General features: G+C 61.2%; 23 protein-coding genes and 1 tRNA gene. 13 read left to right on the forward strand and 11 right to left on the reverse strand.

The features are described 5' to 3' along the window. The first annotated feature begins 171 nt into the window (after positions 1-171). Positions 172-1,509, forward strand: coding sequence for a Na+/H+ antiporter NhaA (gene nhaA / locus U5K31_01535; GenBank protein ID MDZ7771415.1), 1,338 nt, complete (start codon positions 172-174; stop codon positions 1,507-1,509). Here the strand turns inward: nhaA and U5K31_01540 are convergent. From U5K31_01540 to U5K31_01550, 3 genes are all read right to left on the reverse strand, one after another. Beyond that, on the reverse strand, positions 1,506-2,531 hold the full coding sequence (locus U5K31_01540; protein MDZ7771416.1) for a hypothetical protein: 1,026 nt from the start codon (positions 2,529-2,531) through the stop codon (positions 1,506-1,508). The two genes, nhaA and U5K31_01540, sit on opposite strands and share 4 nt — an antisense overlap. Next, positions 2,528-3,793, reverse strand: coding sequence for a histidine--tRNA ligase (gene hisS, locus U5K31_01545; GenBank protein ID MDZ7771417.1), 1,266 nt, complete (start codon positions 3,791-3,793; stop codon positions 2,528-2,530). The genes U5K31_01540 and hisS overlap by 4 nt, the downstream gene beginning before the upstream one ends. Positions 3,794-3,868: 75 nt before the next feature. After that, the gene (locus U5K31_01550; GenBank protein MDZ7771418.1) at positions 3,869-4,855 is read right to left on the reverse strand and encodes an NAD(P)H-quinone oxidoreductase; all 987 of its coding nucleotides are present in this window, start codon (positions 4,853-4,855) and stop codon (positions 3,869-3,871) included. Positions 4,856-4,947: 92 nt separating this feature from the next. On the opposite strand from U5K31_01550, the gene U5K31_01555 reads away from it, so the two are divergent. From U5K31_01555 to U5K31_01565, 3 genes are all read left to right on the forward strand, one after another. Continuing rightward, positions 4,948-5,586, forward strand: a complete 639-nt coding sequence (locus U5K31_01555) for a PIG-L deacetylase family protein (GenBank protein MDZ7771419.1) — start codon at positions 4,948-4,950, stop codon at positions 5,584-5,586. A 69-nt stretch (positions 5,587-5,655) separates the two neighbouring features. Further along, complete coding sequence (locus U5K31_01560) at positions 5,656-5,958, forward strand: nucleotidyltransferase domain-containing protein (GenBank protein MDZ7771420.1); 303 nt, start codon at positions 5,656-5,658, stop codon at positions 5,956-5,958. After that, positions 5,948-6,280 carry a HepT-like ribonuclease domain-containing protein gene (locus tag U5K31_01565; protein ID MDZ7771421.1) on the forward strand — a complete coding sequence of 111 codons (333 nt, stop codon included), beginning with the start codon at positions 5,948-5,950 and terminating at the stop codon, positions 6,278-6,280. Before U5K31_01560 ends, U5K31_01565 begins: the two co-directional genes overlap by 11 nt. A 65-nt stretch (positions 6,281-6,345) precedes the next feature. Here U5K31_01565 and U5K31_01570 read toward each other — a convergent pair whose 3' ends face one another. Genes U5K31_01570 through U5K31_01585 form a run of 4 tightly spaced genes read right to left on the reverse strand, consistent with a single transcriptional unit; the run spans position 6,346 to position 11,053 of the window. Then, on the reverse strand, positions 6,346-7,065 hold the full coding sequence (locus tag U5K31_01570; protein MDZ7771422.1) for a WbqC family protein: 720 nt from the start codon (positions 7,063-7,065) through the stop codon (positions 6,346-6,348). After that, positions 7,058-8,050: a sulfotransferase gene (locus U5K31_01575; GenBank protein MDZ7771423.1), complete on the reverse strand. Its 993-nt coding sequence runs from the start codon at positions 8,048-8,050 to the stop codon at positions 7,058-7,060. Before U5K31_01575 ends, U5K31_01570 begins: the two co-directional genes overlap by 8 nt. Positions 8,051-8,058: 8 nt before the next feature. Beyond that, positions 8,059-9,774, reverse strand: coding sequence for an asparagine synthase-related protein (locus tag U5K31_01580; GenBank protein MDZ7771424.1), 1,716 nt, complete (start codon positions 9,772-9,774; stop codon positions 8,059-8,061). A gap of 1 nt (position 9,775) precedes the next feature. After that, a complete protein-coding gene (locus U5K31_01585; protein ID MDZ7771425.1) occupies positions 9,776-11,053 on the reverse strand; it encodes an oligosaccharide flippase family protein in 1,278 nt (425 codons plus the stop codon). Positions 11,054-11,171: 118 nt separating this feature from the next. Here U5K31_01585 and U5K31_01590 point away from each other — a divergent pair, with 118 nt between their 5' ends. Together U5K31_01590 and U5K31_01595 are read left to right on the forward strand one after the other, a co-directional pair. After that, positions 11,172-12,341, forward strand: coding sequence for a glycosyltransferase (locus U5K31_01590; GenBank protein MDZ7771426.1), 1,170 nt, complete (start codon positions 11,172-11,174; stop codon positions 12,339-12,341). Positions 12,342-12,436: 95 nt separating this feature from the next. Continuing rightward, complete coding sequence (locus U5K31_01595) at positions 12,437-13,618, forward strand: 6-bladed beta-propeller (GenBank protein MDZ7771427.1); 1,182 nt, start codon at positions 12,437-12,439, stop codon at positions 13,616-13,618. 133 nt (positions 13,619-13,751) lie between these two features. Here U5K31_01595 and U5K31_01600 read toward each other — a convergent pair whose 3' ends face one another. Genes U5K31_01600 through gatC form a run of 3 tightly spaced genes read right to left on the reverse strand, consistent with a single transcriptional unit; the run spans position 13,752 to position 18,231 of the window. Beyond that, a complete protein-coding gene (locus U5K31_01600; GenBank protein ID MDZ7771428.1) occupies positions 13,752-15,437 on the reverse strand; it encodes a glycosyltransferase family 4 protein in 1,686 nt (561 codons plus the stop codon). Further along, positions 15,424-17,934 (reverse strand): YfhO family protein, encoded by a 2,511-nt coding sequence (locus U5K31_01605; protein MDZ7771429.1) that lies wholly within the window; start codon positions 17,932-17,934, stop codon positions 15,424-15,426. The genes U5K31_01600 and U5K31_01605 overlap by 14 nt, the downstream gene beginning before the upstream one ends. Positions 17,935-17,943: 9 nt before the next feature. Continuing rightward, positions 17,944-18,231 (reverse strand): Asp-tRNA(Asn)/Glu-tRNA(Gln) amidotransferase subunit GatC, encoded by a 288-nt coding sequence (gene gatC / locus U5K31_01610; GenBank protein ID MDZ7771430.1) that lies wholly within the window; start codon positions 18,229-18,231, stop codon positions 17,944-17,946. A gap of 211 nt (positions 18,232-18,442) precedes the next feature. Here gatC and U5K31_01615 point away from each other — a divergent pair, with 211 nt between their 5' ends. The 7 genes from U5K31_01615 to U5K31_01645 all read left to right on the forward strand — a co-directional run bounded on the left by U5K31_01615 (position 18,443) and on the right by U5K31_01645 (position 24,510). Beyond that, a complete protein-coding gene (locus U5K31_01615) occupies positions 18,443-18,709 on the forward strand; it encodes an HPr family phosphocarrier protein (GenBank protein MDZ7771431.1) in 267 nt (88 codons plus the stop codon). Positions 18,710-18,714: 5 nt separating this feature from the next. Continuing rightward, a complete protein-coding gene (gene ptsP, locus U5K31_01620) occupies positions 18,715-20,454 on the forward strand; it encodes a phosphoenolpyruvate--protein phosphotransferase (GenBank protein MDZ7771432.1) in 1,740 nt (579 codons plus the stop codon). Continuing rightward, positions 20,447-21,499 (forward strand): bifunctional phosphoglucose/phosphomannose isomerase, encoded by a 1,053-nt coding sequence (locus U5K31_01625; GenBank protein ID MDZ7771433.1) that lies wholly within the window; start codon positions 20,447-20,449, stop codon positions 21,497-21,499. Before ptsP ends, U5K31_01625 begins: the two co-directional genes overlap by 8 nt. A 2-nt stretch (positions 21,500-21,501) precedes the next feature. Then, positions 21,502-22,287: a biotin--[acetyl-CoA-carboxylase] ligase gene (locus U5K31_01630; protein ID MDZ7771434.1), complete on the forward strand. Its 786-nt coding sequence runs from the start codon at positions 21,502-21,504 to the stop codon at positions 22,285-22,287. After that, entirely contained in the window at positions 22,259-23,701 is a 1,443-nt protein-coding gene (gene tilS, locus U5K31_01635; GenBank protein MDZ7771435.1) for a tRNA lysidine(34) synthetase TilS, read from the forward strand. Before U5K31_01630 ends, tilS begins: the two co-directional genes overlap by 29 nt. Before the next feature lie 96 nt (positions 23,702-23,797). Further along, on the forward strand, positions 23,798-24,361 hold the full coding sequence (hpt, locus tag U5K31_01640) for a hypoxanthine phosphoribosyltransferase (GenBank protein MDZ7771436.1): 564 nt from the start codon (positions 23,798-23,800) through the stop codon (positions 24,359-24,361). 60 nt (positions 24,362-24,421) lie between these two features. After that, a tRNA-Ser gene (locus U5K31_01645) sits at positions 24,422-24,510 on the forward strand. Positions 24,511-24,568: 58 nt separating this feature from the next. Here the strand turns inward: U5K31_01645 and U5K31_01650 are convergent. Then, complete coding sequence (locus U5K31_01650; GenBank protein ID MDZ7771437.1) at positions 24,569-24,781, reverse strand: hypothetical protein; 213 nt, start codon at positions 24,779-24,781, stop codon at positions 24,569-24,571. Between the last annotated feature and the right edge of the window lie 446 nt (positions 24,782-25,227).

Below are 25,227 nucleotides of genomic sequence, written 5' to 3' on the forward strand. Positions count from 1 at the left end.
TTCGCCGGATATCCGGCCTGTAAAAAAAGGTAAGGAGGGGCAAAAGGTCCACACGACTATTTGCTATGCAATGCCGTATTTACTACACTCAACCTCGAAACCACAGGTGCCGACAGCCCCTCGGCCTGAGTTTTTTTTCACATCAACCGCAGCTATTAAATTTCACATATTTTGAGCAGCTTGATGGAACGTATCCAGCAGTTTTTCAGAAGGGACTCCGCCGCGGGCATGATGTTGCTTTTCGCAACCATCGCCGCCCTCGCCATTGCCAACTCTCCGCTCGGCGACCTCTACCACCATCTGCTGGAGGCGCACATCACACTGGGCGTGGGCGAGCTGGTGATCGACGAGTCGGTGCACCACTGGATCAACGACGGACTCATGGCCATTTTCTTCCTGCTGATCGGCCTGGAGATCAAAAGGGAGATGAAATACGGGGAGCTTTCCACCCTTAAGTCGGCCACCCTGCCGGCTGTGGCGGCGTGCGGGGGCGCCCTGGTGCCCGCCCTGATCTTCTGGGGCTTCAACGGCGGCACCCAGTTCATGGACGGCTGGGCTATTGCCATCGCCACCGACATCGCCTTTGTGATCGGGGTAGTCGCCCTGCTGGGTTCCCGCGTTCCGATCTGGGCCAAGGTCTTCGTAACAGCCGTAGCGGTGGTAGACGATCTCATCGCCGTGGTGGTGATCGCGGGCTTCTATACGGAGACCATTCACATGACGGCCCTCGGCATCGCCGGTGCCTGCCTGCTGGTGCTGCTGCTGATGAACTGGCGCGGTGTCAACAAGCTGGCCCCCTACCTGGTGGTCGGTTTCGTCATGTGGTGGGCCGTCCTTGAATCGGGCGTGCACGCCACCATTGCGGGCGTGCTGCTGGGCTTTGTCATTCCGGCCAGTCGGGGCTGGGGCGTGGACCGCCTGCTGGAGTATGCACGTGAAGGATTCGAGCTCTTCGAACAGGCCTCCAAGGACGATCGTCCGGTTTCGCGAGAGCAGGCCCTGCACCATATGGACGAGACCCTGGAGCAAGCCGAATCACCCCTGCACCGGCTGGAGCACAAGCTGCACTTTTCGGTCTACTTCGTGATCATGCCCCTCTTCGCCTTTGCCAACGCCGGCGTGGTCTTCGATCCCGAGGTCATGGGACAGGCCTTCAACTCAACCCTCACCTGGGGCATCGTGCTGGGACTCTTTGTCGGCAAGCAGGTGGGCATCTTCAGCTTTACCTGGCTGCTTACCAAGCTCAATCTCTCGGGCCTGACGCCCGGCAAGGAAACCTGGAAGGTGGTCTACGGGGTTTCCCTGCTGGCCGGCATCGGATTTACCATGTCGCTATTCATCGCCAACCTCTCCTTCACCGACTTCAGGCTGCTGGAGTTCTCCAAGGTGGGCATTCTGCTGGGCTCGACGATCAGCGGACTTCTGGGCTACTACTTTCTGAGCCGCCGTCCCCAGGTCGACGTGGACGAGCAGCAGCTCATGGACGTCCCTGACGAGGAGGTGGCCTAGTTTTGACGCGTGGGCAGTGAAGGGCTCCCCAGTGTGCCACCCAGGGGTACCCATACCGAATCTTCGCCGGTGGACAGGTTCAGACGCAGCAGACGGTTCATGCCCTCCAGCACGTTCCGGAAGCGCGGGGAGAAATCCGACAGCAGCAGTCGAAGTCCCTCCAGGGAGGTGCTCCCCGCCGGTTCCCGTAGCTCCATCTCACCCGACAGTTCCATGCGCACGTGCTCGCTGCGCAGCCGCATCTGCCGCAGGTTAAGCCTGCCCGAGTCCTCCGCGTAGCTCATTCGCCCATGAAAGGATTGCAGGGGCATGGTCTGTCCCGTGTAGTCGAAACCGCGTAGAAAAAAGGAGTAGGTGGAAATGAAACGGTCAGGCATACGCCAGGTCAGGTCGTTCAGCTCAAGCTCCAGATCGCCCGCGGACCAGAGTGAGGAGCTGCCGACGGGGATGTCTCGTCGCAGACGCAGGCTGTCGGCCCGCACCGATCCCCAGTCCATGTAGGGCTCCGACCAGCCGAAACCGCGTCCCCGTGCAAGCAGCTCCTGCGTTGCGGCCAGTGGACTGTCGCGCAGGATGTTCCGGAGGAGGTCGGCCGGGTTGCCCCGGTAGTCCAGCTCCAGGGTGTCGAAGCTGACCTCCCGCAGGCGGTAGCGGTCCAGCCAGGAGATGTTCTCCAGGTGAGCCCGCAGGGAGAGCTGGCGGTCCAGCACCGTGGAGGGGTCCCCGAAATACATCCTCAGGAACATGGGATAGCCCAGGCGGAAGCGCATCAGGGCCCCGCGCTGCAGGTGACGATCGGTAAAGATGTGCAGATCGTGGATGTCGAGCGTGCCGCTGAATGGGTGGATTTCCACCCCGCTGAACTGTATGCCGGCGTCAGGGTTGGAGTCGGCCACCCAGTTTCGCAGCGTGCGGTCGAGCTCGCGCTCCGCCTCCCGCGCCGCGTAGAAATGGGAGAGGTAGAGGGCGGCCAAAAGAATCACTGCACCGGCCGCAAGGAGGTATTTCCAGTACCTTTTCACGAAGAGCCGCCCACGGTCTGAACGATCTGCTCAAAGGAGCGCGGCTCCTCTTCACTGGCCTTCATGTCGCGCAGGGTGTAGCGCTCCTGCTCCAGCTCGTGGTCGCCCACAATGATGGACCAGCGCGCGTTCTCGCGGTCGGCGTCCTTCATCTGCGCCTTCACCGAACGCCCGATGTAGTCCATGGTGGCCGAGATGCCCTCGGCGCGCAGGCTGGGAAGGTGACGCAGCGCCCAGCGCCGGGCCTCCCCGCCAATGGTAATGATGTACACGTCCACCCCATCCTCCCCGGCCAGGCTGATCTGCTGCTCCTCAAGGGCGATGAGCAGGCGCTCCATGCCCGCCGCGAAGCCCACGGCCGGCGTGGGCTGCCCGCCCACCTCCTCCACCAGCAGGTCGTAGCGCCCCCCTCCCCCGAGCGCGTCCTGCGAGCCCAGGTCGGGGCTGGTCACCTCGAAGGCCGTGCGGGTATAGTAATCGAGTCCCCTGACCAGGTAGGGATCCTCCGTATAGGCAATGTCCAGCGCGTCCAGTCCCTCTTTCACCTCGGCGTAGTGCGCGGCCGTCTCCTCGCCCAGGAAATCGGTAATGACCGGTGCGTCTTCCAGAAAAGGCTGGTCTTCCTCTTCCTTGGAGTCGAGAATGCGCATGGGATTCTTCTCGAAACGTTCGCGTGAGATTTCGCTGAGCTCGTCGAGGTGCGGCCGGAAGTAGTCGCGGAGCGCCTCGCGGTAGGCGTCGCGGCTGTCGGGGTCGCCCACCGAATTGATCCTGAGGGTAGTGTTGTCAATGCCCACCCGCTCGTAGATAGAGAGCATGAGGGCGATGATGTCTACGTCCGCCGCAGGGTCGTCCGCCCCCAGGATCTCGGCGCCGAACTGGTGAAACTGGCGCTGGCGGCCTTTCTGGGGACTCTCCGCGCGGAACATGGGTCCAATGTAGTATAAATTCTGCGTGCCGCCGCGCTGCTCCAGGTGGTGCTGCACGAAGGCGCGGACCACGGGCGCCGTGCACTCCGGACGCAGCACGTAGCGGTCGTCCCCCCGCTCGAAGGCGAACATCTCCTTGGAGACGATGTCGGTGAGCTGGCCCACCCCGCGGGCAATCAGTTCGGTCTGCTCCATCACCGGCGTGCGGATTTCCCTGAAGTTGAAGAGGCGGGCCTGCTCGTGGATGATGCGCTCCAGGGCCTGCCACTCCTCCACCTCGCCCGGTAGGATGTCGTACATGCCGGCGTGGGTGCTGTATTTGGGTTGGGCCATAGGGAGATGAAAGCTGGTTGAATATTCGGGATTTCGCTGCGCGCCCAAGATAACGGTATGGGCAGAGAATATCTGCTACATGCCGGTGAGCACGATCTTGCCGGTATTTTTATCATCGGCCATATAGCGGTGGGCCTCATCAGCCTCGCTCCAGTCGAACTGCCGGTCCACCACCGGACGCAGCACCTCCTGCTCGAAGAGGTCAAGGGTGTGGTCGGCAAACTCCGAGGTGAGCTTGATCTTGTAGGACTCCGGGCGGTTGCGCAGGGTGGAGCCCGTCAGCGTGAGCCGCTTGCGGAGGAGGGCGCCCAGGCTGGCCTTCTTGAGCTTGTGTCCCCCCAGAAAGGAGAGATACACCAGCCGCCCGTCCATGGCCAGTACCCGCATGTTCTGCTCCCAGTAGGGGGCGCCGATGAAATCGACGACCAGGTTGACGGCGTTTTTGCCAAGCTCATCCTCGACGGCCTCCGCCCAGTCTGCTTTCCTGTAGTTGAAGGCGTAGTTGGCGCCCAGCTTCAGGGCCGCCTCCAGCTTGCGTTGTTTGCCGGCGGTGGTGACCACCCGGGCGTTGACCAGGTGGTGGGCCAGCTGGATGGCGGCGGTACCCACCCCGCTGCCGCCGGCATGGATGAGCACGGTCTCCGAGCGGGTCAGCCCGCCCAGCCAGTTCAGGGCCTGGTAAGCCGTCAGGAAAGTTTCCGGTATGGCGGCCGCCTGCACGAAGGAGAGGCTCTCGGGCAGGGGCATAGCGAGGCGCTCGTGGATTACGCAGAACTCGGCGTAGCCGCCGCCGGGCAGCAGGCCGAATACGAAATCGCCCGGCTTCAAGCGGGTGACCTGCTCGCCGGTCTCCTCCACGATGCCGGCCATTTCCAGTCCCAGGATCTCGCTGGCACCCTCCGGCGGGGGATACTTGCCGCCCTTCTGGTGGAGGTCGGCGCGGTTGAGGGCGGTGGCCTCCACCTTCACCAGGAGCTGGTTGGGACCGGGAGAAGGGCGTTTGGTCTCCCCGATCTTCAGGCGGGCCTTCTTGCCCGGGTTGACTACGTGTATGGCCTTCATGGAGAGATAAATTTTTATTATCCGGGGGGAATCCCCTAATTTGGCACCATCCGAATATAAGAATTCTTATCGACGCCGGAAGAAACCGCCCTATGGACCGCATAGAGAAAGTACTGATCCTCGCTCCCCACACCGACGACGCCGAACTGGGCTGCGGGGGCACTATGGCGCGCTTTCTGGAGCAGGGCATTGAGATCCATGTGGCCGCCTTTTCCACCGCCCGCGCCTCCCTTCCCCCCGGCAGCGACCCCGACCTGCTGCGCAAGGAGTTCAACCAGGCCATGGACCTCTTCGGCATCCCGGAGGAGCAGCGCTACATCTACGAGTACCAGGTGCGCAAGCTGAGCTACGACCGCCAGGAGGTGCTCGAGGAGATGATCAAGCTGCGCGACCTGGTGGAGCCCGACATGGTGCTGCTGCCCAGCGGAAGCGACCTGCATCAGGACCACGAGGTGGTCTACAACGAGGGGCTGCGCGCCTTCAAGGAACGCACGGTTTGGGGCTACGAGCTGCCCTGGAACCACATCACCTTCTCCGCACAGGCCTTCATCAAGCTGGAGGAGCGTCACCTGGAGAAGAAATGGGAGGTGCTGCAGTGCTACAAGAGCCAATTTGAGAAGAACCGGCGCTATTTTACCGCGGAGTTCATCCGGGGACTGGCCGGCGTGCGCGGCGTGCAGGTGAAGTCCGACTACGCGGAGGCCTTCGAGGTGATTCGGACGGTTTACTGAGGAACCCCCTTACAAAGTGTAAAAATATGGTGTATTGCGTAACTTGACATAGTAGGAACTACATTTGATATGGACCTGGCAGAACTGAAAAACGAACAGTTGAAAAAAGCCTGTGAAGATTACGGGGTTAAGGAACTTTATGTATTCGGTTCATTTCTGTCGGACACATTTGCTGATAAAAGTGATCTCGATTTTTTGGTAGAATTTGATCGCTCCGGGTACCAAGGCGCGTTTAATCAGTATATGGGCTTCAAGCAGGAGCTGGAGGAAATTTACCAACGTCCTGTTGACCTGGTGAAATTGCAGGAGTTTCGGAATCCGGTATTTCAAGAAGAGGTTGAGAGATCCAAACAACTTGTATATGCCGCATAGTGCCAGAAAACTGTTACTGGATATCAGCATCTCTTGCCGTGAAATAATCGAATTTACGGAGAAGAAATCCCTGGAAGATTTAAGGGAAGACCGGTTGCTTCAACTTGCTCTTGAAAGGGAGTTTGAAATTATTGGTGAAGCCTTATCTCGACTGGAAGGTATTGAACGGGAAAAACTTGAAGAGAATATTCCCGATTATCGAAAAATCATTGGTCTCCGGAATGTTATTGCCCACGGCTATGACACCATTGATGACGAGGCCATGTGGGATTTCGTTGAGAATCACGTACCCGGGTTAATGGAGAGGGTTCAAAACTACTAGATACACTATTATTACTCTTTGGGAGGCTATTCCTAGCGTACTGTATTCCAAATGCATTTGCCGAGTCAAGACCCCAACAATAATTCCCGGCTCTCCGGCCCGCAGTTGAACAGCAGGTCGATGACCGAGAGGTGGGATTCGAAGTCGCCCCAGAGCTGGGGATACTCCGGATGCTCGAATTTGCTGTAGCGTAGCTCGATGCCGTGCTCTGCCAGCAGTTCATCGTCGTTGTACTCCTTCCCCCCGCCCGTGCCCGAGAGATAGACCCCGGCGCCCAGGGCTTCGCAAAGGTCGGCAATCAGCTGCGTCTTTTCGCCAAACTCATCCAGCAGTTCCGAGAGCCGCACCAGCGGCGTGCCGATGCCCAGGTAGTCCCGCACGGCGTGAATCAGCGCGATGTTCAGCTCCGTAAAATCGTCGTGTTCCTCCAGGGCCTCCTCCACCATGGGATAGACCTCTTCGTAATACCCGGCCTTCTTGTAGTTCATCTGCAGGGTGCGCAGGTGCTTGCGCTTCCATTTCCCGCCGGCGATCTGCACCTCGGTGTAGGGCACCTTTCCCTTCTCCCCGGAGGGGATGCTCACCGGTACGGTAAGCCAGGTGGTGCCGTTGTGAGTCTTCACGCGGTTGCGGTTGGCGAAACTCTGTCCCCGTGGAAACTGCACCTCGTCCAGCAGCACGAAGCGGTCGCAGTTGGCCATTTTATGAAAATAGCCCAGATAGGGGAGATAGTTGGGCTGGTGCATGGCCATAACCAAGGGGGAGCCTTCCGGGTTGTCACTCATGGTCGGCAAAGGTCTTCAGGATGGATTCAAATTTTTGCTTCTCGTCGTCGCGGTCCTCGTAGGTGCGGTGGTCGAAGGAGGAGGGCGGCTGTTGCGCCAGTCCGGGCCGCCGGCCATAGAGCTTCTCAAGTCTGTCCCGGATGCGTTCCAACTGGGCGGCGGGGTCGGCGCAGAGCTCCTCGTAGGAGAGGGTCAGGCAGGGGCCGTCCTCGCCCATGGTCTCGAACTGCCTCCGGTAATAGGCGTCCAGGTAGTGCACCTGCCCCGCGATCTGGGTCCAGTAGTCCTCGTCGATGATCTCCTCGTACCGGGGCGGCACGTAGCTCCACCAGTGGGAGGGATCGTCGTAGTATTTCCGGCGGGCGTCCAGGATGGAGACGGCCGTGTCGAGGGGGTCGCGGCGTATCCAGATCCAGAGGGTCTTGTTCAACTCTTCGTTCAGCCGCGGCATGTGGTAGGAGCCGAAGATGTTCTTGAAGACTATGGGCTTGCCGAACTCCCGCTGCATGGCGGCCAGGGAGGCGCGCAGCTCCTCCCAGTCGATTTCCTCCTCCGTCTGCGGAGCGTTTTTGATGGACGCGAAATCGTCTTTATTGAGCTTCTCCCGCCAGAAGTAGCCGAACTCGTGGATGTCCTTTAGCCGGTCAGTTGCCCCGTAATGGGACTGAAAGGCCTGGAAGGGCTCCTTGTCGAGCACCGCCCGGGCGAAGCGGATGCCGGTGACGGGCGCTTTCCAGAAGCGGGCGGCCAGGTTGTTGACGAAACCCGTTTCAAGGCAGTGGGCGATGACCTGTGTGAGCAGCGTGGTGCCCGAGCGCGGCAGCCCGATCACAAAAAGAAAAGGGTGTTCAGGCGGCTCGTCGTTATAGTGACTGCGCTCCAGGGGGAGGAGCTCCTCGTTGAAGCGCTCCAGGAAGTTTTCCTCCTCGGGCGACTTCCGGTACTGCTCGCTGCGCTGCAGATTCAGTTCGGTGTGCTTGGGCATGGGGCGGTTCAGGATTTCAGGTGGAGGCGGTAGGAGAGCACCGCGGTGAGTGCGTTGAATTTGGCCTGGGCTTCGGGCCGGCCGAAGACCTGACGGGCCTCCTCGCGCAGTTCGGGCTCGTCCACCTCCGCAATATGATCATTAAAGAGTCCAGTTAAAACCTCGGGGATGCGGGCGTTGCGGCGCATCCACCAGGCCAGGGGGGTCATCTCGTCGCCGGGCAGCCCCAGTCCCGCCAGCAGATGGCGTCGCGCCTTGGCGGCCAGCCCGAAGAGCTTCATGGGGAGGGGACGCCGGATGCGGGTGCCGGCCTTCTGCCAGCGGTAGCGGGCCATCTCCGGGTGCCGCCGGCGCATCCATTCCGTGTAGAGCTTCTCCCCGCGGCGCAGCTCCTCCGGCAGCGAGAGGCAGAAGCGGATCAGTTCGCGGTCGTAGAAGGGGGAGGGCATGTCGATCCAGTGGGCCACGGAGCGGTCGCCGTTCAGGGTGCCGTTCACCTGCCGCTGCTCCCAGGCGAAGAGTTCGGGGGCGCCCTGCAGGTAGCGCTCGCGCAATTCAGGCCAGATGGAAATACGTTCGATGATCTCCGGGGCGTCCAGGAAACCCAGGCTGCCGGGCCGGTCGCGCAGCTTGGCGCGCAGGCCGGTGAAGGAGCCGAAAAGCACGTCGCCGATCTGTCCGCTGTGCAGCGCCCCGAAGCCCTCCAGGTCGAGGTTCTGCAGGGCGTGAATCATATGCGCCGCCCCGTTGAGCGCCGTGAGTCCGTCCCCGGCCTCCAGGTAGCGTTCCAGTCCGCTGGTCAGGTAACCTCCCTCCTCCAGGTCCACGAAGCGGTGCGTATAGCCGCGGTCGCCGGCGATCTGCCGGGCCACGGCCTGGTCGGAGGTGCCGGCCCGCGAAAAGGTGAGCGTGTGCAGGTTCTCAAAACCCAGCTCGTCGGCCAGCATCACGTTCGCCCTCGAATCGAGTCCCCCGCTCAGCAGGGCCAGGTGCCTGTAGCCGTTTTGCCGGTCCTTCTCCCACTCCCGCTCCACCGCCCTGCGCAGCAGGCGGTCGGCCTCCTCCAGGGCCTCCGCCAGGCCAAGGGATTGCGGGGACTTCTCCAGGGCGAACCAGCGCCTCTCGGTGGAGGTAAAATCCTGCAGGTCGAAGGAGAGCACCGTCCCCGGCGGCACCTTGCGCACCTCACCTGCGGGCGTCAGTCCGTCGAGCATGTAGCCGAAGGAGAGCAGGCAGCGGAAGGCGTCGGCCGATACCCCCAGCGGCAGACCCATCTCCCGCGCAGTGCCGGTGACCCACTTCAGTTCGGAGCCGAAGAGCAGGGCGCGTCGCCCGGGCTGGCAGAGGTAGTAGAGGGGCCGCGTGGCGAGAGGGTCCGTGAACAGGCAGAGCTCCGAGCGGGCGCGGTCCAGCACGAAGCCCGAGAAAAGACCCTCGAGGGCGCCCGGAAAGTCCTCGCCCTCCTCCCATGCCTCCCGCACCATCCCGGCGGCCGAACGTTCGCCCCGGTTGTAGAGCAGTCCCTCCAGTCCCACGACCAGCTCGCCCTCCTCCTCCAGCGCCCGGTCCTCCTCGAAACGGTCCGTCACGCTGCGTCCCGCCACGAAATCCCCGCTCTGCCACTCATCGTTGTCGGTATGAGGCAACGGTGCGCTGAACATGCGGCGGTAGCTCCCGCTGGGGAGCTCGGCGCCGGGTGCGTATATGCCGTAGATGCCAGCCATGTCAGTCGTAGGCCTCCCTCCCCAGTTTGAGTATCCAGAAAAGCAGATAGCCCTGGATGATGATACCAGCCACCCCGTAAAAGGCCACCGCCAGCCAGGCGTCGGCCAGCCAGATGCCCAGGAAAAGGGCGGCCAGGCGCAGTACCAGGTAGGCAATCTCGATGGCGAAGGCCTTCTTCTGGCGATCCAGCATGTTGGGTATGTAGACCAGGGGAGAGACCACGAAAACCATGTAGAAGTAGGGCGCCAATACCTGGGTGTACTGCCCGGCGACGGTCCACTGCGCGCCGAAGACAAACTCGAACAGGGGCGGGGCGAAAAGGGCCAGCAGGCCGAAGGGCAGCAGGGCCACCAGGGCGAGCTGCCCGGCGATCTTTTTGGTGAAGGCGTGAATGTCTTCCTCCTGCTGGTACTTTTCGGTCACCCGCCGGCTGAAAACCTGTCCCACCGAACTCGACACAAGCTGCACCGGGGCGAAGCAGACCTTGTAGGTCAGGTTGTAGTGTCCGTTGATGGTCTTGGAGAAAAAACTGAGCAGCAGGATCTGCGGGAGCTGGCTGGAGGAGGCGTTGGTGAGGGCGTGCGGGGCGTTCACTTTGGGGAAGTTTTCATAGCGTTTGGCCACTTCACGGAAGGTGTCACGCGAGAAGGTCTCGGGCAGCAGAAGCTTCCGGCGAAGCAGGTCGGCCCCGCTCCAAATCCAGCTGAAAAGGTCGCCGATGACCCGGCCAATAACCAGTCCCGCAGCCCCCATCCCCAGAAAGCCGAAACCCAGTTGGGCGCCTGTCATCCCCGCGGCCTGGCTGAACTTGCTGGCGGCGATGGTGCCGTAGCGCTTGTGGCGGTTGAGCTGGTAGGAGAAGACCTGGTAGAGTCCAATGCTGGCGATGCAGGCGGGGGCCCAGTACATCAGGTTGCCCAGCTCCTCGGTATCCAGCAGGACCATAAGATCGTTGAGCGGTTCCTTGAAGAGCACGATGGCCAGCAGGGTGGCCAGGCTGACCGCAAAGGTGAGCATGATCGAGAGCCAGGTCACATGTCGCGCCCGGTCTTCCCGCTCCGGCAGCAGGATGGCCAGTTCGTAGCGGCCGGTGGCGAAGGAGACCACGATGGTGCAGAAAGCGGCGAAGGCCCCCAGCACGCCGAACTCGGCGGGCGTGAAGATACGGGTGAGCACCGGAGAGGCGAGGATGGGTATGAGCTGAGCCATGCCGGTGCCGGTGGCCAGCGTGGCGGCGTCCCGGTACAGTTCCGTATTCGGGAAGAGGTTGCGAATCATTAACAGATTCAGTCAAAGATCGTTATACTTGCGCATGCAAAGCCGATAAGATACACGGAAAAATCTGGTAATTGAAAACCGCCTTTCCATGCGGGGGAGCGGGTTCACCGGGCACCAAATGAAGATTCTATACCTCACGTGCTGGTATCCCACCGACGAGCAGCCTGGCAACGGCATCTTTGTCCGGGAGCACGCCCGGGCGGCCGCAAAGGCCGGCGCCGACGTCCGCGTGCTGCAAATCTGGCCGGTCTACGATCCGGGCACCCTCTGGCGCACCGATATCAGGAACCATGAGGAGGGCGGCATTCCCACCAGTTCCGTGCTGATCCGGTCGCGGTTCCACAAGGCTATCTACGGCAATACGCCCCTGATGAACCTGCTGGCCCGCCGCTTCTACGTGGAACAGGTCTATACGCGCTTCGAACCTGATCTGGTCCACGCCCACGTGATCTACCAGGCCGGAGTGATGGCCTGGGGCCTGCACCGCATGCACGGGCTTCCCTACGTGATCAGCGAGCACTGGTCCAAATTGGACTGGTACTTCAACCGACCCTGGTTCTCCTATCCCGCCGCCACCGTCTACAAGGAGGCGGAGGCGGTCATGCCCGTCTCAGACTACCTGGGCGTCAACATCCGGGGATTCGTGCCGGACCTGCAGCCGGAGCAGATGCCGGTGGTGCCCAACGTGGTGGACACCGACCTTTTTTATTACAAAGAACAGGACGAGAGGGAAGGGGAGGGCATCGAACTCCTGGCGGTCATGAACTTTACCCACGAGCACAAGCGACCCCTGGTGCTGCTGGAAGCCATCGCCCAGCTGCCGGACGAGCTGCAGCGCCACATCACCCTGCGGCTCATCGGCAAGGGGGAGGGGGTGGTGGACGACACCGAGGCCCTGGTGAAACGCTATGAACTGGAGGCCGAAGTCATTTATGACGGTTTCCGGGAAAAGTCCTATATCGCGGACGCCATGCGCCGGGCCGACTTCCTGGTGCACCCCTCCGAGCGGGAGACCTTTGGGGTAGTGGTGGCCGAGGCGCTCTGCTGCGGGCTGCCCTGCATTGTGAGTGACCGCTGGGCGCTGCCCGAGCATATTGGGGAGGATGAGGATTATTTGGTGCCGGACAATTCGGCTAAGGCTTGGCGTGACGTTCTGCAAAAAAACCTGGCGGGTGAGAAAAACGTGGACCGCACGGCCCTTTCCGAGACTCACCGGCAGCGTTACGCCCCCGGAGAGGTTGGACAGACCCTTTGCCGCATCTACGATCAGGCCCTGAACAATTCCTAGCATCTCCTATTGGTCTGATATACAGAAGATGAGCAAGAGTTGAAGTTCATCTGATTATTATTAATTTAGTTGTAATTGCTAATCCAGCCGTATCCATGAAGACCTGGCTCCCTGTCATCCTCCTGCTGTTGCTGGTAAGCTGCGTCTCACCGGACTTGGAATTGCCTTCCGATATTCAAAGCCTGAAGAACCTGACCGTCTACGACGCTAACCAGGAGCCATCCCGCAACATCAGCCTGCATCCGGAACAGACTTTTAGCGATACGGGGCAAACCCTGATCGGAAGCCTCACCGATTTCGAGGTGGATGATCAGGGACGGGTCTACCTGGCCGATGGCGAGCAGCTTACTGTGCATGTCTACAACCGGGATGGGGAGGTGGTATCACGGCTCGGGCGCGAGGGACGTGGACCCGGGGAATTCCAGTCCATCGAAGGCCTGCAGATGGCGGCCGGCCGCCTCTTCATCGACGACAACAGCCTGGATCGCACGACCATCTATTCGACCGATTCCCTGGTGCACGTCGGTACCATCGACCTGGCCTACTCACAAGGCGACGTTGAAGAACTGGGCCGGTACAGCCGGGCCTATCTGGAGGATTACCTGGCGAGGAGCGACGGAAACCTGCTGCTCAGGTTTGTGAGTTACGACATGTCCGACAAGGGAAAATATGACGCGTATCGCGAGACCGATCACTACTATCGACTGAGTGAGAATGAGGAGCTTGACGGGCAGGAGTGGCTGGAACTGCCCGCGGAGACCGGGGCCCTGCTTCCCATCGGTCCTCGTGTTATGGGATTCAATGTGGCATTTTATGGCCGCCATTTGCGCCGGCTGTCCAGCGACGATCGGCTCTTTACGGCTACGCCGCCCCATTTCCTGGTGAAGGTCTACGACGCGGAGGGAAACTATCGTCGGGCGTTTTATCATCCCTATGAAGGGGTACCCCTTACGCAGGCTAATGCCGATAAGGCCGGCCTCGAGGATTACGTTCTGCAGGGCATGTCTCAACTCGAGCTGCCGGACACCTGGCCGGCCATCAATGACATGGTGATTGACGACCAGAATCGTCTCTGGGTTGCCACCATCGTGGAGGACTTCAACATGTACGAATGGTGGGTACTTGATGAGCAGGGGGAGCTGCTGGCACAGTTCAGATGGCCCAGGCATCGCACGGTGGAGGTGGTCCGGGACGGTAAGCTCTATGCAATGGTAGAAGACACCACGACCGGTGTCAACGAAGTCGTACGCTGGGATATCGACCTGGGGGACGAATGATATTCAAGTATCACTATCTGGAAGATCGGTCAGCATGGCAGGATATCGTTTAATAACGATTGGGGACGGCGGTTCAAGGCCTGCGAAACGATGGAAATGGAAAGGCTATAGGTATGGCATCCGCGACAGGAGGTCACCCCTCCTCTGATCTTTCCTTTTCTCCGTTCGCTTTATCTTTCTCTTCCTCTTCCTGACCCTGTTTCTTCCCCGACCTGCGGTAGTCGCTGAGGGTTTTCTCCTCCGTTTCCTTAAGCAGTTCGGCCAGTTTCTTCGTAAGCGACAACCGCGAATAGGGGTGCTCCGTGCGGTCGTGCTCATCCGGGATATAGGCAGAGAGTCCGTCCGGATTGCGGAGGGCGGCGGTGAGGAACTTGCGGATCTCCTTCACGTCGTCGTGCTCGATGGCCACGCCCTGGTTGTTTTCCAGGATGATTTCGGCGGCGTCGCCTTCGGTGGCGCCCAGGAAGAGAATGGGCTTGCCGCTGCCGAGGTACTCAAAGAGTTTGCCGGTCAGGATAAGCTCACTGCCGGGCGTGCGGGAAATACTCAGAAGCAGCAGGTCGGCCTCCATCATGGCCTTTACCGCCAGGCGGTGGGGGATGTAGCCCCTCAGGCGCACCGTCTCCCCAAGTCCCAGTTTGCGGATGATTTCTTCCAGGCGGGGATGGGCGTTCCCGATGAATTCCACGGTCAGCCCGGATCGCAGGCTGGGCGGCAGCAGGGCGATGGCCTGCAAGAGATCGTCGGGCAGGGCGGCCTCCCGTACGCTGCCGATAAAACGGACCAGCAGGCTGCCCCCGGTTTCGGGCTGCTTGCGTGGGGTGAAATCGGGAGTTGCGTGTTTCTTCTTGCGCGCGGGATCGGCTGGTTTGTGGTGCTTGCCGGGCATTTGAGGGTCGCTCCAGCCCGCTTTTTTCTTGGTGGACCAGGTGGGTTCGTGGTAGCCGCGCACGTGACGGCTGGAGCGTTTCACGCCGGAAGATTTCAGGGTCTGGTGGCTGCGGCCCGGCGGTTCCGTCCCGGCATTCTCCCCGTCACCGTCTTTCTCCTCACCCTCTTCGGCGGCCTTCCTCTTCTCCGCCTCCATGGCCCGAAGCTCCTCCTCCGAGGGATAGTCGTCCGGGTCGAAACCGTTGGGGATGACACGGTACTCGCGGTCATAGATCTTATTCTGCGACTGGGCCATGGAGGGGGAGATGACCACCACCTCGTCGGCATTCATGAGCACCCCCACCTCCATGTGACGGTCGAGGGCGCGGGCCCAGCTGGTGCGCGGCATGAGCTTGTTGTAGTAGACCTCGCTCCAGGGATCGCGGAAATCGGCCACCCAGCGGATACCGGTCTTCTTTTTGGCGTATTTGCCGATCAGGTGCGTGGAATGGGGAGGACCCGTGGTGATAATATTGGAGATGTTGAACCGGTCGATCAGCTCCACCGCCTTGGTCTTGGCTGTGAGGGTCCATCCGCGCCGCGCGTCGGGCAGGAAGAGGTTGGCGCGTATCCAGCCGCTGATGCGGGGACCCAGGCCGCCTTGCAGTTCCATGGTGGGCTGGGTGACTTCGCTTTTGTGCTTGCCCTTGAGCCAGGCGTAGAGTCCGAACACCTCGTAGGTGCGGGTGCGGTAGACTTTCAGGCTCTCGGGGACGTCCTCTTCCAGGGACTTGTCGGTGATGGGATAGGTGGGGTTCTCCACCGTCAGGATAAGCGGATTGAAACCGCACTTGGGAAGGTACTTGGCGAACTTCAGGAAGCGCTGCACCCCCGCGCCCCCGCTGGGGGGCCAGTAGTAGGTGACGATAAGAACATCAGGTTTTTTCATCGTCCCGGGATGAGGTTCGCCCTCTCCACCAGCCGGCCAGCAGGACGATCCCGAGTCCCCATTGCAGCAGGTTGCCGATCCACGAGATCCGCGAGCCCCAGATGTAGGAGGCGGGATCGAAGCGCAGGCGTATCTCGTGCTCGCCGGCCGGCACCTGCAGGCCGCGCAGGATGTAGTCAGTCTTGTAGATTTCGGTCTGCTGCCCGTCCACTGTGGCCGTCCACCCGGGCGGGTAGTAGATTTCGCTCAGTACCAGGAATCCCTCGCCGGAGCTGCTGGTCCGCAGGGTGATCTCGCGGGGGCCGTAGGAGGTGACCTCTACGCTGGCTGAAGTGTCCGGACGGGATACCAGGGCCTGCGAGGTCTCCACCACGGCGGTCTCTCCAAGGTCGATGCCGCTGCCGGTCTTGAGGTAGTCGATGGCCTCCTGCGGGCTGGAGACGGTGATGACCGAATCCACGAAGAAGGCTTTGGGCAGCACGTCGGTGTTTTCGTAGACCCGGCCGTTCTGATCGGAGAAGGCCAGGGTAAGATTGGGCATGGGCAGCTGCTGGTTGGCGCCCACGGAGATGTATTTCACATTGAGCAGGTCGAGCAGACCCATATTCAGTCCCTGGGGACCGGTGTAGAGGGCGTTCTCGATCACATCCTGATAGTAGCTGAGCTTGGCCCCGGTGTAGCCGCCGATGGAGGGATAGAAATAGGCGGGGATGGCGTTGTTGAAAGGGTTATCGGTCGCCGGAAAGACGCGATAGTCCCATCCCTCGCCGCTGGCGACGTTGTTCATCATAAAGCGGTCCTGTGGACGCTGCTGGCGCTGCAGGGCCTGTTCCAAGTCGGTGCTTTCGGGCGCCATCGCATCCTCGGCCAGGTAGCGGCTGCCCACGCTGAGCATGTCGTAGGAGCCCAGCACAATCAGCCCGGCCAGGAACCATCCCTTGCCGATGCGCCGGTCGTAATAGGCCCAGATGAGGGCCCCGGCCAGCAGCACCAGGATCAGAAAGCGCAGGGAGTCGCTGCTTGCCATCTCCTTGCGCTGGGGTTTGAGCTGGTTGTTGATGTAGCGAGTTACATTGAGTTGTACCTGATCATTTTCTGGCGATAGATTGTTTTGTTGCGCCAATTGCTCTGCAAAAGCTCGCCGCTCGCCCGGCTTTTCGTAGTCCAGCAACGCGTCGCTGCCCACGGTGAAGATGATCGCCAGTCCCAGCGGAAGCGCCAGGGGAATGAGCAGGGTGCGCAGGCTCTTGTTCTGTTTAGCCTCGCGCGTCTTCTCGAAGATGGCCAGCACGCCGAAGACGGCCAGAACGCAGAAGCAGAAGACCGTTACGATGAGCCACATCTCCGGGGTGCGGAATTTGTTGAAGTAGGGCACGTAGTGGAACATGAACTCGTTCAGCGCCGGGAAATGGTAGCCCAGGGAGAAGAGGGCCGTCAGCACGCCGGTGCCCAGGAAGAGGTATTTGATGCGCTTGCGGTAGTAGAATATGCCGAACAGGGCCAGCACGATCACCACGGCGCCCATGTAGTGGGGGCCGCTGGTCACCGACTTGGGTCCCCAGTAGGCCTCGCTGGAGGCCCCGCCGAAGAGGCCGGGAATGACAAGCGTGAGCAGCTCGGCCACGCCCTGCGACCAGTTGAAAGCGTACTCCAGGTTGAGTCCCCCGCTGCCCACCTCCAGGGCCGAGCCGCCCCGGATGCTGTAGGGGGAGTACTCGGCCAGGCGCCAGTATTTCTGCAGGGTGCCCAGCAGGCCCAGCACGCCGCCGGCGGCCAGCATAGCGGTAGACTTGCCCCAGACTGCGGTACGGTGTTCCCGGTAGGCCCTGGCACCCTCATAGATCCACCAGAAAAAGAGCAGGTAGAGAAAGTAGTAGGTCACCTGCGGATGGCCGGCCCGCATGTGGAGGGTGAAGGTGACGGCCAGCGTAAAAAGCCCCAGCCATTTCCTGTCGGTGCGCAGGATGAGCCAGGCGCCGGTGAGCACCCAGGGCACCCAGGCCAGGGCCAGCACCTTGGCGTTGTGTCCTGCCCCTATAATAATGGGAAGGTAGGTGGTGAAGGCAAACAGGAGTGCACCCAGGGCCGCCAGAAGGGGACGTGCCCCCATCATCCAGAACAGCAGGTAGAGTCCCCCGAGCAGCACCCAGTAGGGGGCGGCGGGATAGAGGGATTCAAACAGGCCGAAGACGATATCGTCGAGGTGCGGTACCGCCGCCTGCACGGAGATCACGTAGGCGGGCATGCCCGAAAACATGTTGGTGGCCCAGAGGGGCTCCTCCCCGTGGGTCTCGCGGTAGTCGATCACCGACTCGGCCCCGGCACGCCACTGCAGGGCGTCATGGGCCAGGTAGCGCTCACCGCCCAGGATGGTGGGACTGTAAAGGATGACCGGCAGGATGAAGAGCACGGCCAGGGCGATGATGTGACGGGAACGCGTGGAGAGGGAGGAGAGGAAGTCTTCCTTGGGAGGCGTTTCTTTTTTTCGGGCGGACATGCGGGAGGGTTATTCGATTACGCGGGGCACGCGAAAGTAGTCGGAGTCGGCGTCCGGGGCGTTCTTGAGGGCCTCTTCGCGGGAAAGGGGCTCCCCGGCCTTGTCGTCACGAAGCCGGTACTCCAGGTCGATAACGTGCTCCAGGGGCTCCACGTCCTCGGTGTCCAGCTCCTGCAGGGTGGAGACGTAGTCCAGGATACGGTTCATGTCGCCCACGAGGCTTTCGGCCTCCTCGTCGCTGAGCTTCAGGCGCGCCAGGTGGGCCACGTAGTGCACTTCCTCCTTGCTGACAGACATACAAATCCGTTTTAAGGTTCTCAGTTGCCTCATAAAGTACGACAAAGACTTTAAAGTCGAAAAGTCTATAAAGTCAGAAAGTCATTAAAGTCGAAGAGTCTGAAAGTCCACCGACTTTGTGACTTCTGGACTTTACGACTTTTAGACTTGGAAGGTAGATAGTTGAACCAAAGTTTATGATCTTGTTGGCCTGAACAAGCTACCTTCCCGGATGGTCAAGAAGAAAATCACCATTGTAAACGAGGCGGGGCTGCACGCGCGTCCCGCGGCGGCCCTGGTCAAGCTGGCCAGTAAATTTGAATCCGATTTCTTTATCCACATGTACGGGTACAAGGTGAACGGCAAGAGTATCCTGGGCGTGATGACGCTGGCCGCCGAGCAGGGAGCCGAACTTGAGCTGGAACTGGACGGTCCGGACGAAAAGGAGGCTTTTGAAGCCATCAAGGATCTCATTGAAAACGGCTTCGGGGAGTCGTGAGAATCATGGAACAGCAGACCCAGGGCGAACAGACGGTTATCGAGGGGCAGCCGGCCTCGCCGGGACTGGCCCGCGGACCGCTCTGGCGTTACCGCCGGGCGTCCCATACCCTGTCGGACGAGAGGTTGGAGGAGCCGCAGGTGCAGGATCACCTGGAGCGCTGGGAGGAAGCCAGAAGCCAGGTGGGGGAGGAGCTGGAGCGCATGAAAAGGGAGAAATCCGATCCTGATACCCTCGCCATCCTGGAGGCCCAGGTGCAGGTGGCCAGGGATCCCGACCTTGACGGGCGCATCCGCAGGGAGATCCGTGAGCGCCTGCGGCCCGCGGACCGGGCCATTCACGCTGTCTTTCAAGCCTACCTGCAGGCCATGAATGCCCGCAGCGAGGGGGAGGATGGCCGGTCCGTGGACCTGGAGGATATTCGCGACCGGCTCATCGCGCAGGTGCAGGACCGCGAAGAAGAGGATTTCGAGGTGGAGGAGGGCGCGGTGGTCCTGGCGCGCGAACTGAGTGCGCGGGAGGTGATCCGTCTGTCGGGGCGCCGGATCAGGGCCATCGTCACCGAAAGGGGGGGCGCCCACTCCCACGCCGCCATCATCGCGCGCTCCATGGGCATTCCCACCGTGATGGGTGCGGGACAGGCCCTGGCAGGAGGCGCGGACGGGACCCTGGCACTCGTGGACGGGGAGGAGGGAACCGTGGTGCTGCATCCCGGCGAAGAGGCCCTGCAGCGATACAAGGAGAAATGTGAGGCCTTCGACCGGCGGCGTGAGGCGCGCGCACAGCTTTGCCGGCGACCTTCGGAGACCGACGACGGGCACCCCTTCGCGCTGCGGGCCAACGTGGAATTTCCCGAGGAGCTGGAGAAGGTCAGGCTATTCTGCGCCGAGGGAATCGGCCTGCTGCGCACCGAATCGGTCTACCTGGAGCGCTCCAACTTTGACGACCTGGCCATGCAGGAGGAGTTCTACGATGGTATGCTGGAGCAGACCGGCGAACACCCGGTGACCATCCGGCTCTTCGACGCAGGGGGCGATAAGTTTTTCCGGGGCGGGGAGCCCGAGGACAATCCCTTCCTGGGATGGCGGGGCATACGCATGCTGCTGGACGAACGGCAGCTCCTTCGGGATCAGCTGGAGGCGGTGCTTCGTGTGGCGGGACGTTACCCCGGTCGCGTACGCCTTCTCCTGCCCATGGTGACCGAAACCTCGGAGGTGCGTGAGGTGCGCGAGGAAATCAGCCGCCTGCATGACCGGCTGGAGGAGGAGGGCGCGGACGTCGACCGCAACATACAGCTGGGCATCATGATCGAGGTGCCCGCGGTGGCCCTTCAGGCGCACCACTTTACGGGACTGGTGGATTTTTTCAGCCTGGGCACCAACGACCTGACGCAGTACCTGCTGGCGGTGGATCGCGGCAACGACCGGGTCTCACGTCTCTACGACCAGCGTCATCCCGCCGTCTGGCGGACGATAAAGCGTTGTGCGGAGGCCGCACGCGAGGGGGACACTTCCGTGGCTATCTGCGGGGAACTGGCCTCCGACCCTGTGGCGGCCGCCTGCCTGCTGGGCATGGGCGTGGACGACCTGAGCATGTCGCCCTCCCGCATCCCCGAGGTCAAGGAACTGCTCACCGAACGAACGCATAACGAGATGGAGGAGCTGGCCGATCGGGCCCTGGCCTCCGAAACCGCGGGCGAGATTCATCGCCTGTTCAAATCCTGGAAAGAGAAACACGATGGCTGAAGTGGACCGAAAACGCATTGAATCCGTTGACACCCAGAATATGTGGGAGCTGCTCAGCGATTTCCCCGCACAATGGAGGGAGTCGGTGAGCCGCACCGAATCGCTGGACCTTACCATAGACGCCTCCCGCATTCGCAGCATCTGCCTGGCCGGCATGGGAGGCTCCGCCATCGGGGCCGACCTGGTACGCGCCTACAGCTACCACACCTGTCCCCATCCTGTGCAGGTGGTCCGCCACTACGACATTCCGGCCTGGGTGGATGAGCACACCCTTTTCATCTCCTGCAGCTTTTCGGGCAATACCGAGGAGACCCTCTCGGCGCTTGGACAGGCGCGCGAGCAGGGGGCGCAGACCATAGGGGTCACCTCGGGAGGGGACTTGCTGCGCCGCGCCAGCCGCGAGGAGTTCGACATCATCCAGATTCCCGGAGGCATGCCTCCGAGGGCGGCGCTGGGCTACAGCTTCGTGCCCCTGTGGCGCATATTCCGTCACCTGGACTATCTCGGCGAGGGCGAGGGGGCGCTGGAGGAGACGGCGCACCTGCTGGAAGAGCAGGCCGAAATGTACCGCGATTTGAGCGATAACGAGGCGCTGCAGCTGGCGGAAGACCTCAACGACACCCTGCCGGTGATCTACTCCGACGCCCTGCTCATGGAGCCGGTCAACCTGCGCTGGAGGGGACAGTTCGGGGAGAACGCCAAAACCCTCGCCTACGGCAACACCCTGCCCGAAATGAACCACAATGAGATTGTGGGCTGGGAGCGGGTGGTGCACCTGACCGGGCGCCTGTCGGTCATTATGCTGGTGGACAAGGAGGACAAGCCCAGGGTGCGGCGGCGCATGGAGATCGTCGAGGAGCTGGTGGCCGACCAGACCACGGGGGTGCACCGGCTCACTACGCGCGGCAAGAGCCGCCTGGCGCGCATGTTCTCCCTGGTGCAGATGGGCGACTGGACCAGCTACTACCTCGCCCTGATCAACGGCGTGGATCCCACGCCCATCGCCAAAATCGACCTGCTAAAAAGCCGCCTCGCGGAGAGCTGACCGTGTTCGACGCCGAACGCTTTGAAAAGCTGCTGGAGACCCGCTGGCTGGGTCACGGGGGACACTTTTTCGAGGAGCTGCCCTCCACCAACAGCTATATGAAAGAGCAGCCGGCCTCCGGGATCACCCACGGCATGCTCTGCCTGGCAGACCACCAGACGCGCGGCCGTGGTCAGTATGAGCGAAGCTGGGAGACCGAAGCCGGATGCAATCTCACCTTCACCCTCTGCTTCCGTCCACCCCGGGTCGACCGCCTCCATGTGCTTACCCTCACCTGCGCCCTGGCCCTGCTCCGGGAGATGGAGAAGGAGCTGGGGGAGGGGGAGGTCACCCTCAAATGGCCCAATGACGTCCTGGTCGGCGAGCGCAAGGCTGCCGGCCTGCTGACCGAGACCGTCTTCAACGGAAACCGGCTGGACCGCGTACTGGTGGGCATCGGACTCAACGTCAACCAGGAGCGTTTTCCCGGTGAGCTGGGGGAGACGGCCACTTCCATGCGGCGGGTCAAAGGTGATGAGATCGACCGGGAGGCCTTGCTGGCGCGGCTGCTCTCCCGGCTGGAGTATGAGTACGGGCGATGGAACCGGAACAAGACCGACCTCCTGCGTGAAATCAACCGTTCCCTCAGGGGATACGGGCAGTGGGTGCGCCTGCAGGTGAACGGGGAGAGGTGGGATGATACCTACAAATTTCTGGGCGTCAGCGAGGCCGGCCGCCTGCTGGTGGTCGACCACGACGGAGGACTCAAATCTTTCAGCTATGAGCAAATCAGACTGGTCCCCGCTTGAGGAGGAGGTCCGCCGCCGGGTGAACGAGCATTTCGGCGCGGAGCTCCCCGGTGCGCCCGATTCGGGTGGCCGGCACCCGGCTGTATCCGCTGGGGAGGAGGGTGGTGGCCGGGCATCCGGCAGCCTCCCCCTATTCGTGCTGGGAGTGAGCGGGGGACCCGATTCCATGGCGCTGATGTACGCCCTCCACCGGCTGGGTCTCCCTGCGCTGGTCGCCCACGTCAACTACCAAAAGAGGGGGGAGGCCTCCGACCGCGACGCCGAACTGGTGGAGGAGCTTGCCTTTCAGTGGGGCTTCGACTGCCACACCGCGGCGGCGGACCCAGAGGAGGCGGAAGGGGAAAATTTCCAGCAGTGGGCGCGCGATTTCCGCTACGACTTTTTTCGCGCCTTGCGACGCGACCACAGCTGCGAGGGCATCGCCGTGGCCCACCACCAGGACGACCAGGCCGAGACCATCCTGCAGAAGCTCTTTCGCGGGGCCGGGCTGGCCGGCTGGCAGGGCATGGAGGTATGGGACGGGGAGCTCTTTCGTCCCCTGCTCCGCCTCTCCCGTGAGGACATTGAACGCTACCTGGAGGAGCACGAGGTGCCCTGGCGCACCGATGAGAGCAACCTGAAGAGCGATTTTGCCCGCAATTTCCTGCGACGGGAGTGGCTGCCGGAGCTGGAGCGCCATTTTCCCGGATGGAAGTCCAACGTGCTGCGCGCAGGAGATCAGGCCGGGATTTTCCAGGATGCCCTGGCGTGGATCGGCCGGCGCGTCAGCGGGGAGCGCGGGGGACTGAATCGCGAGGCGCTGCTCTCCCTGGAGCCCGGTCTGGCAAAGGCGCTGGTGCTGCACCGTCTGCGGCGGGAGCTGCCCGGCGCCCCTGTAAGCGGTAATGCGCTCGACGAACTGGAGAAGCTTCCCGAACTGCAGACCGGCAAGGCCATCCGCCTTGCCGAAGGGGTGGAGGTGATGCGCGACCGCGAGCTGTTCAAAATTGTGGTCGACACGGGCCAGCGCTCCGTTTCGATCCCTCTGGAGCGTGAGGCCCTGGAGCAGAAAGCCTTTACCTTTGACGGGCTATCCTTCCGGGTGGCCGGATACCGGGACCCCGATTTCGACCGCAAGCTCTACCTGGAGGCCGGCGCGCTGGCCTGGCCGCTCACCCTGCGGCGATGGCGGGAGGGCGACCGGTTCCGGCCTTTCGGCATGGAGGGCACCCAGCTGGTTTCGGACCACCTGACCAACCGGAAAGTGGCGGCAGATCTTCGCGGACGCGCGCTCGTGCTGGAGGCCTTGGACGAAACCATCGCGGCGGTTATCTTTCCGCCTTCCGAAAAGCGGCTGCCCCCCGGCACCATTTCGGAGGAGGTCCGCTGCGGCCCGGAGACCGGCTCGTGCCTGGTAATCAGCCGCAACAAATGACTCCCTGACTTCGGACTTCCAGACTTCGGACTTCTGGACTTCCCGACTTCGGACTTTCAGACTTTCTGACTTATTAGACTTTAAGACTTGTAGAGCTTGTATAGCCCCGACCATTTACAGTGCAACGGCGAGACCTTCCGCATCTATCTTAGCCGGGAGGAGATACAGCAGCGCGTCGCCGAACTGGGGGAGGAGTTGAGCGAACAATATGCCGGAAAGCGACCCATCTTCATCGGCGTGCTGAACGGGGCCTACATTTTTCTCTCCGACCTGATGCGCCAGGTTGAGATCCCCTGTGAGGTGGACTTCCTGAAGCTGAGCAGCTACGGGGACGAGAAGGTATCCTCCGGCCAGGTGACCGACCTCAAGGACATCGACGCCGATATCGCCGGGCGCCATGTGGTGCTGGTGGAGGACATTGTTGACACCGGCCTCTCCATGAAGTACCTGGTGGACAAGCTGAAGAAAAAGAGGCCCGCCTCCATCGCCACCGTCACCCTCCTCCACAAGTCCGAAGCCACCCAACACGATGTGCAGCTCGACTACGTGGGCTTCCGCATTCCCACCCTTTTTGTGCTGGGCTACGGGCTGGACTACGCCCAGGAGGGGCGCAACCTGGCACAGATTTACATACAGGAAAAGGGCGGGGAGGAGGCATAAGTCCCGGTCCCATTCCGCGTTGAATTCAAGCTGCAGCGGGCTTATATTTGTGGCTCTCTCGGAGAGGTGGCTGAGTGGTCGAAAGCGCTCCCCTGCTAAGGGAGTATACCCTCAACAGGGTATCGAGGGTTCGAATCCCTCCCTCTCCGCTCTTTTCTATTTTTCAGGTTCGACCATTTATTCCCATCCGTGTCGAACTTCCGGGTGCTAGTCATCGATGGGCTTCAGTTTGTAGATGCGTCCATACTCTGAGGCTTTCCCGAAGTTTTTCTGTTTCAGCGCTTCTCGCACCTCATCCAATCTGGAGGCATCTTCTACGCTCAAATAGGGAGACCATGCATCCTCTGTGGTTATGACTTCTACTTCTACCTCGGCTACGTACAGGCCTTCGTGAATGTATTTGGTCTTTTTTCGGGTCATGACATTTTAGTCGATTCTATACATAAATGTTGGATCCCAACGTGTAGGATCCGGTCTATATGCGGTAACTAATACGGCCGGTTGGTCGTGGCCTTTGGGTATGCCCCATAATACATGAACGGGTTTTCCCGCCGCATCATATTGTAAAAGCAATATACATTTTCCCTTTGGAAAATTCGGGTATTCCTCAACAATAAGAGCATCATTCAAACCGGTTAAAATATCTGCCACACGGATCTGATCGGCTGCAAGCTCTTCGTATCCATGCTCGGATATGCGTACCAAGCCATGTGCAACTAGGTAAACGATATGTGCATATAGGTCACGCAATAGGAAGACCACTTTTCCTGGAACGATTTCTTGGAATTCAGTGACCCTCCGTGCCCTCCTTCCTTACATCTCAAGAAGGCAATAGTTATTGATTCCTTGAGACTTATTGGTTATGG

The sequence above is a fragment of the Balneolaceae bacterium genome, assembly GCA_034521445.1.
Taxonomy (GTDB): domain Bacteria; phylum Bacteroidota; class Rhodothermia; order Balneolales; family Balneolaceae; genus JAXHMM01.

Coding starts and splice junctions, on each gene's coding strand:
- hisS (MDZ7771417.1), bottom strand. CDS start 3,793: ATGGCCCAACCCAAATACAGCACCCACGCCGGCATGTACGACATCCTA.
- U5K31_01550 (MDZ7771418.1), bottom strand. CDS start 4,855: ATGAAGGCCATACACGTAGTCAACCCGGGCAAGAAGGCCCGCCTGAAG.
- U5K31_01555 (MDZ7771419.1), top strand. CDS start 4,948: ATGGACCGCATAGAGAAAGTACTGATCCTCGCTCCCCACACCGACGAC.
- U5K31_01560 (MDZ7771420.1), top strand. CDS start 5,656: ATGGACCTGGCAGAACTGAAAAACGAACAGTTGAAAAAAGCCTGTGAA.
- U5K31_01565 (MDZ7771421.1), top strand. CDS start 5,948: ATGCCGCATAGTGCCAGAAAACTGTTACTGGATATCAGCATCTCTTGC.
- U5K31_01570 (MDZ7771422.1), bottom strand. CDS start 7,065: ATGAGTGACAACCCGGAAGGCTCCCCCTTGGTTATGGCCATGCACCAG.
- U5K31_01575 (MDZ7771423.1), bottom strand. CDS start 8,050: ATGCCCAAGCACACCGAACTGAATCTGCAGCGCAGCGAGCAGTACCGG.
- U5K31_01580 (MDZ7771424.1), bottom strand. CDS start 9,774: ATGGCTGGCATCTACGGCATATACGCACCCGGCGCCGAGCTCCCCAGC.
- U5K31_01585 (MDZ7771425.1), bottom strand. CDS start 11,053: ATGATTCGCAACCTCTTCCCGAATACGGAACTGTACCGGGACGCCGCC.
- U5K31_01590 (MDZ7771426.1), top strand. CDS start 11,172: ATGAAGATTCTATACCTCACGTGCTGGTATCCCACCGACGAGCAGCCT.
- U5K31_01595 (MDZ7771427.1), top strand. CDS start 12,437: ATGAAGACCTGGCTCCCTGTCATCCTCCTGCTGTTGCTGGTAAGCTGC.
- U5K31_01600 (MDZ7771428.1), bottom strand. CDS start 15,437: ATGAAAAAACCTGATGTTCTTATCGTCACCTACTACTGGCCCCCCAGC.
- U5K31_01605 (MDZ7771429.1), bottom strand. CDS start 17,934: ATGTCCGCCCGAAAAAAAGAAACGCCTCCCAAGGAAGACTTCCTCTCC.
- gatC (MDZ7771430.1), bottom strand. CDS start 18,231: ATGTCTGTCAGCAAGGAGGAAGTGCACTACGTGGCCCACCTGGCGCGC.
- U5K31_01615 (MDZ7771431.1), top strand. CDS start 18,443: ATGGTCAAGAAGAAAATCACCATTGTAAACGAGGCGGGGCTGCACGCG.
- ptsP (MDZ7771432.1), top strand. CDS start 18,715: ATGGAACAGCAGACCCAGGGCGAACAGACGGTTATCGAGGGGCAGCCG.
- U5K31_01625 (MDZ7771433.1), top strand. CDS start 20,447: ATGGCTGAAGTGGACCGAAAACGCATTGAATCCGTTGACACCCAGAAT.
- tilS (MDZ7771435.1), top strand. CDS start 22,259: ATGAGCAAATCAGACTGGTCCCCGCTTGAGGAGGAGGTCCGCCGCCGG.
- U5K31_01650 (MDZ7771437.1), bottom strand. CDS start 24,781: ATGACCCGAAAAAAGACCAAATACATTCACGAAGGCCTGTACGTAGCC.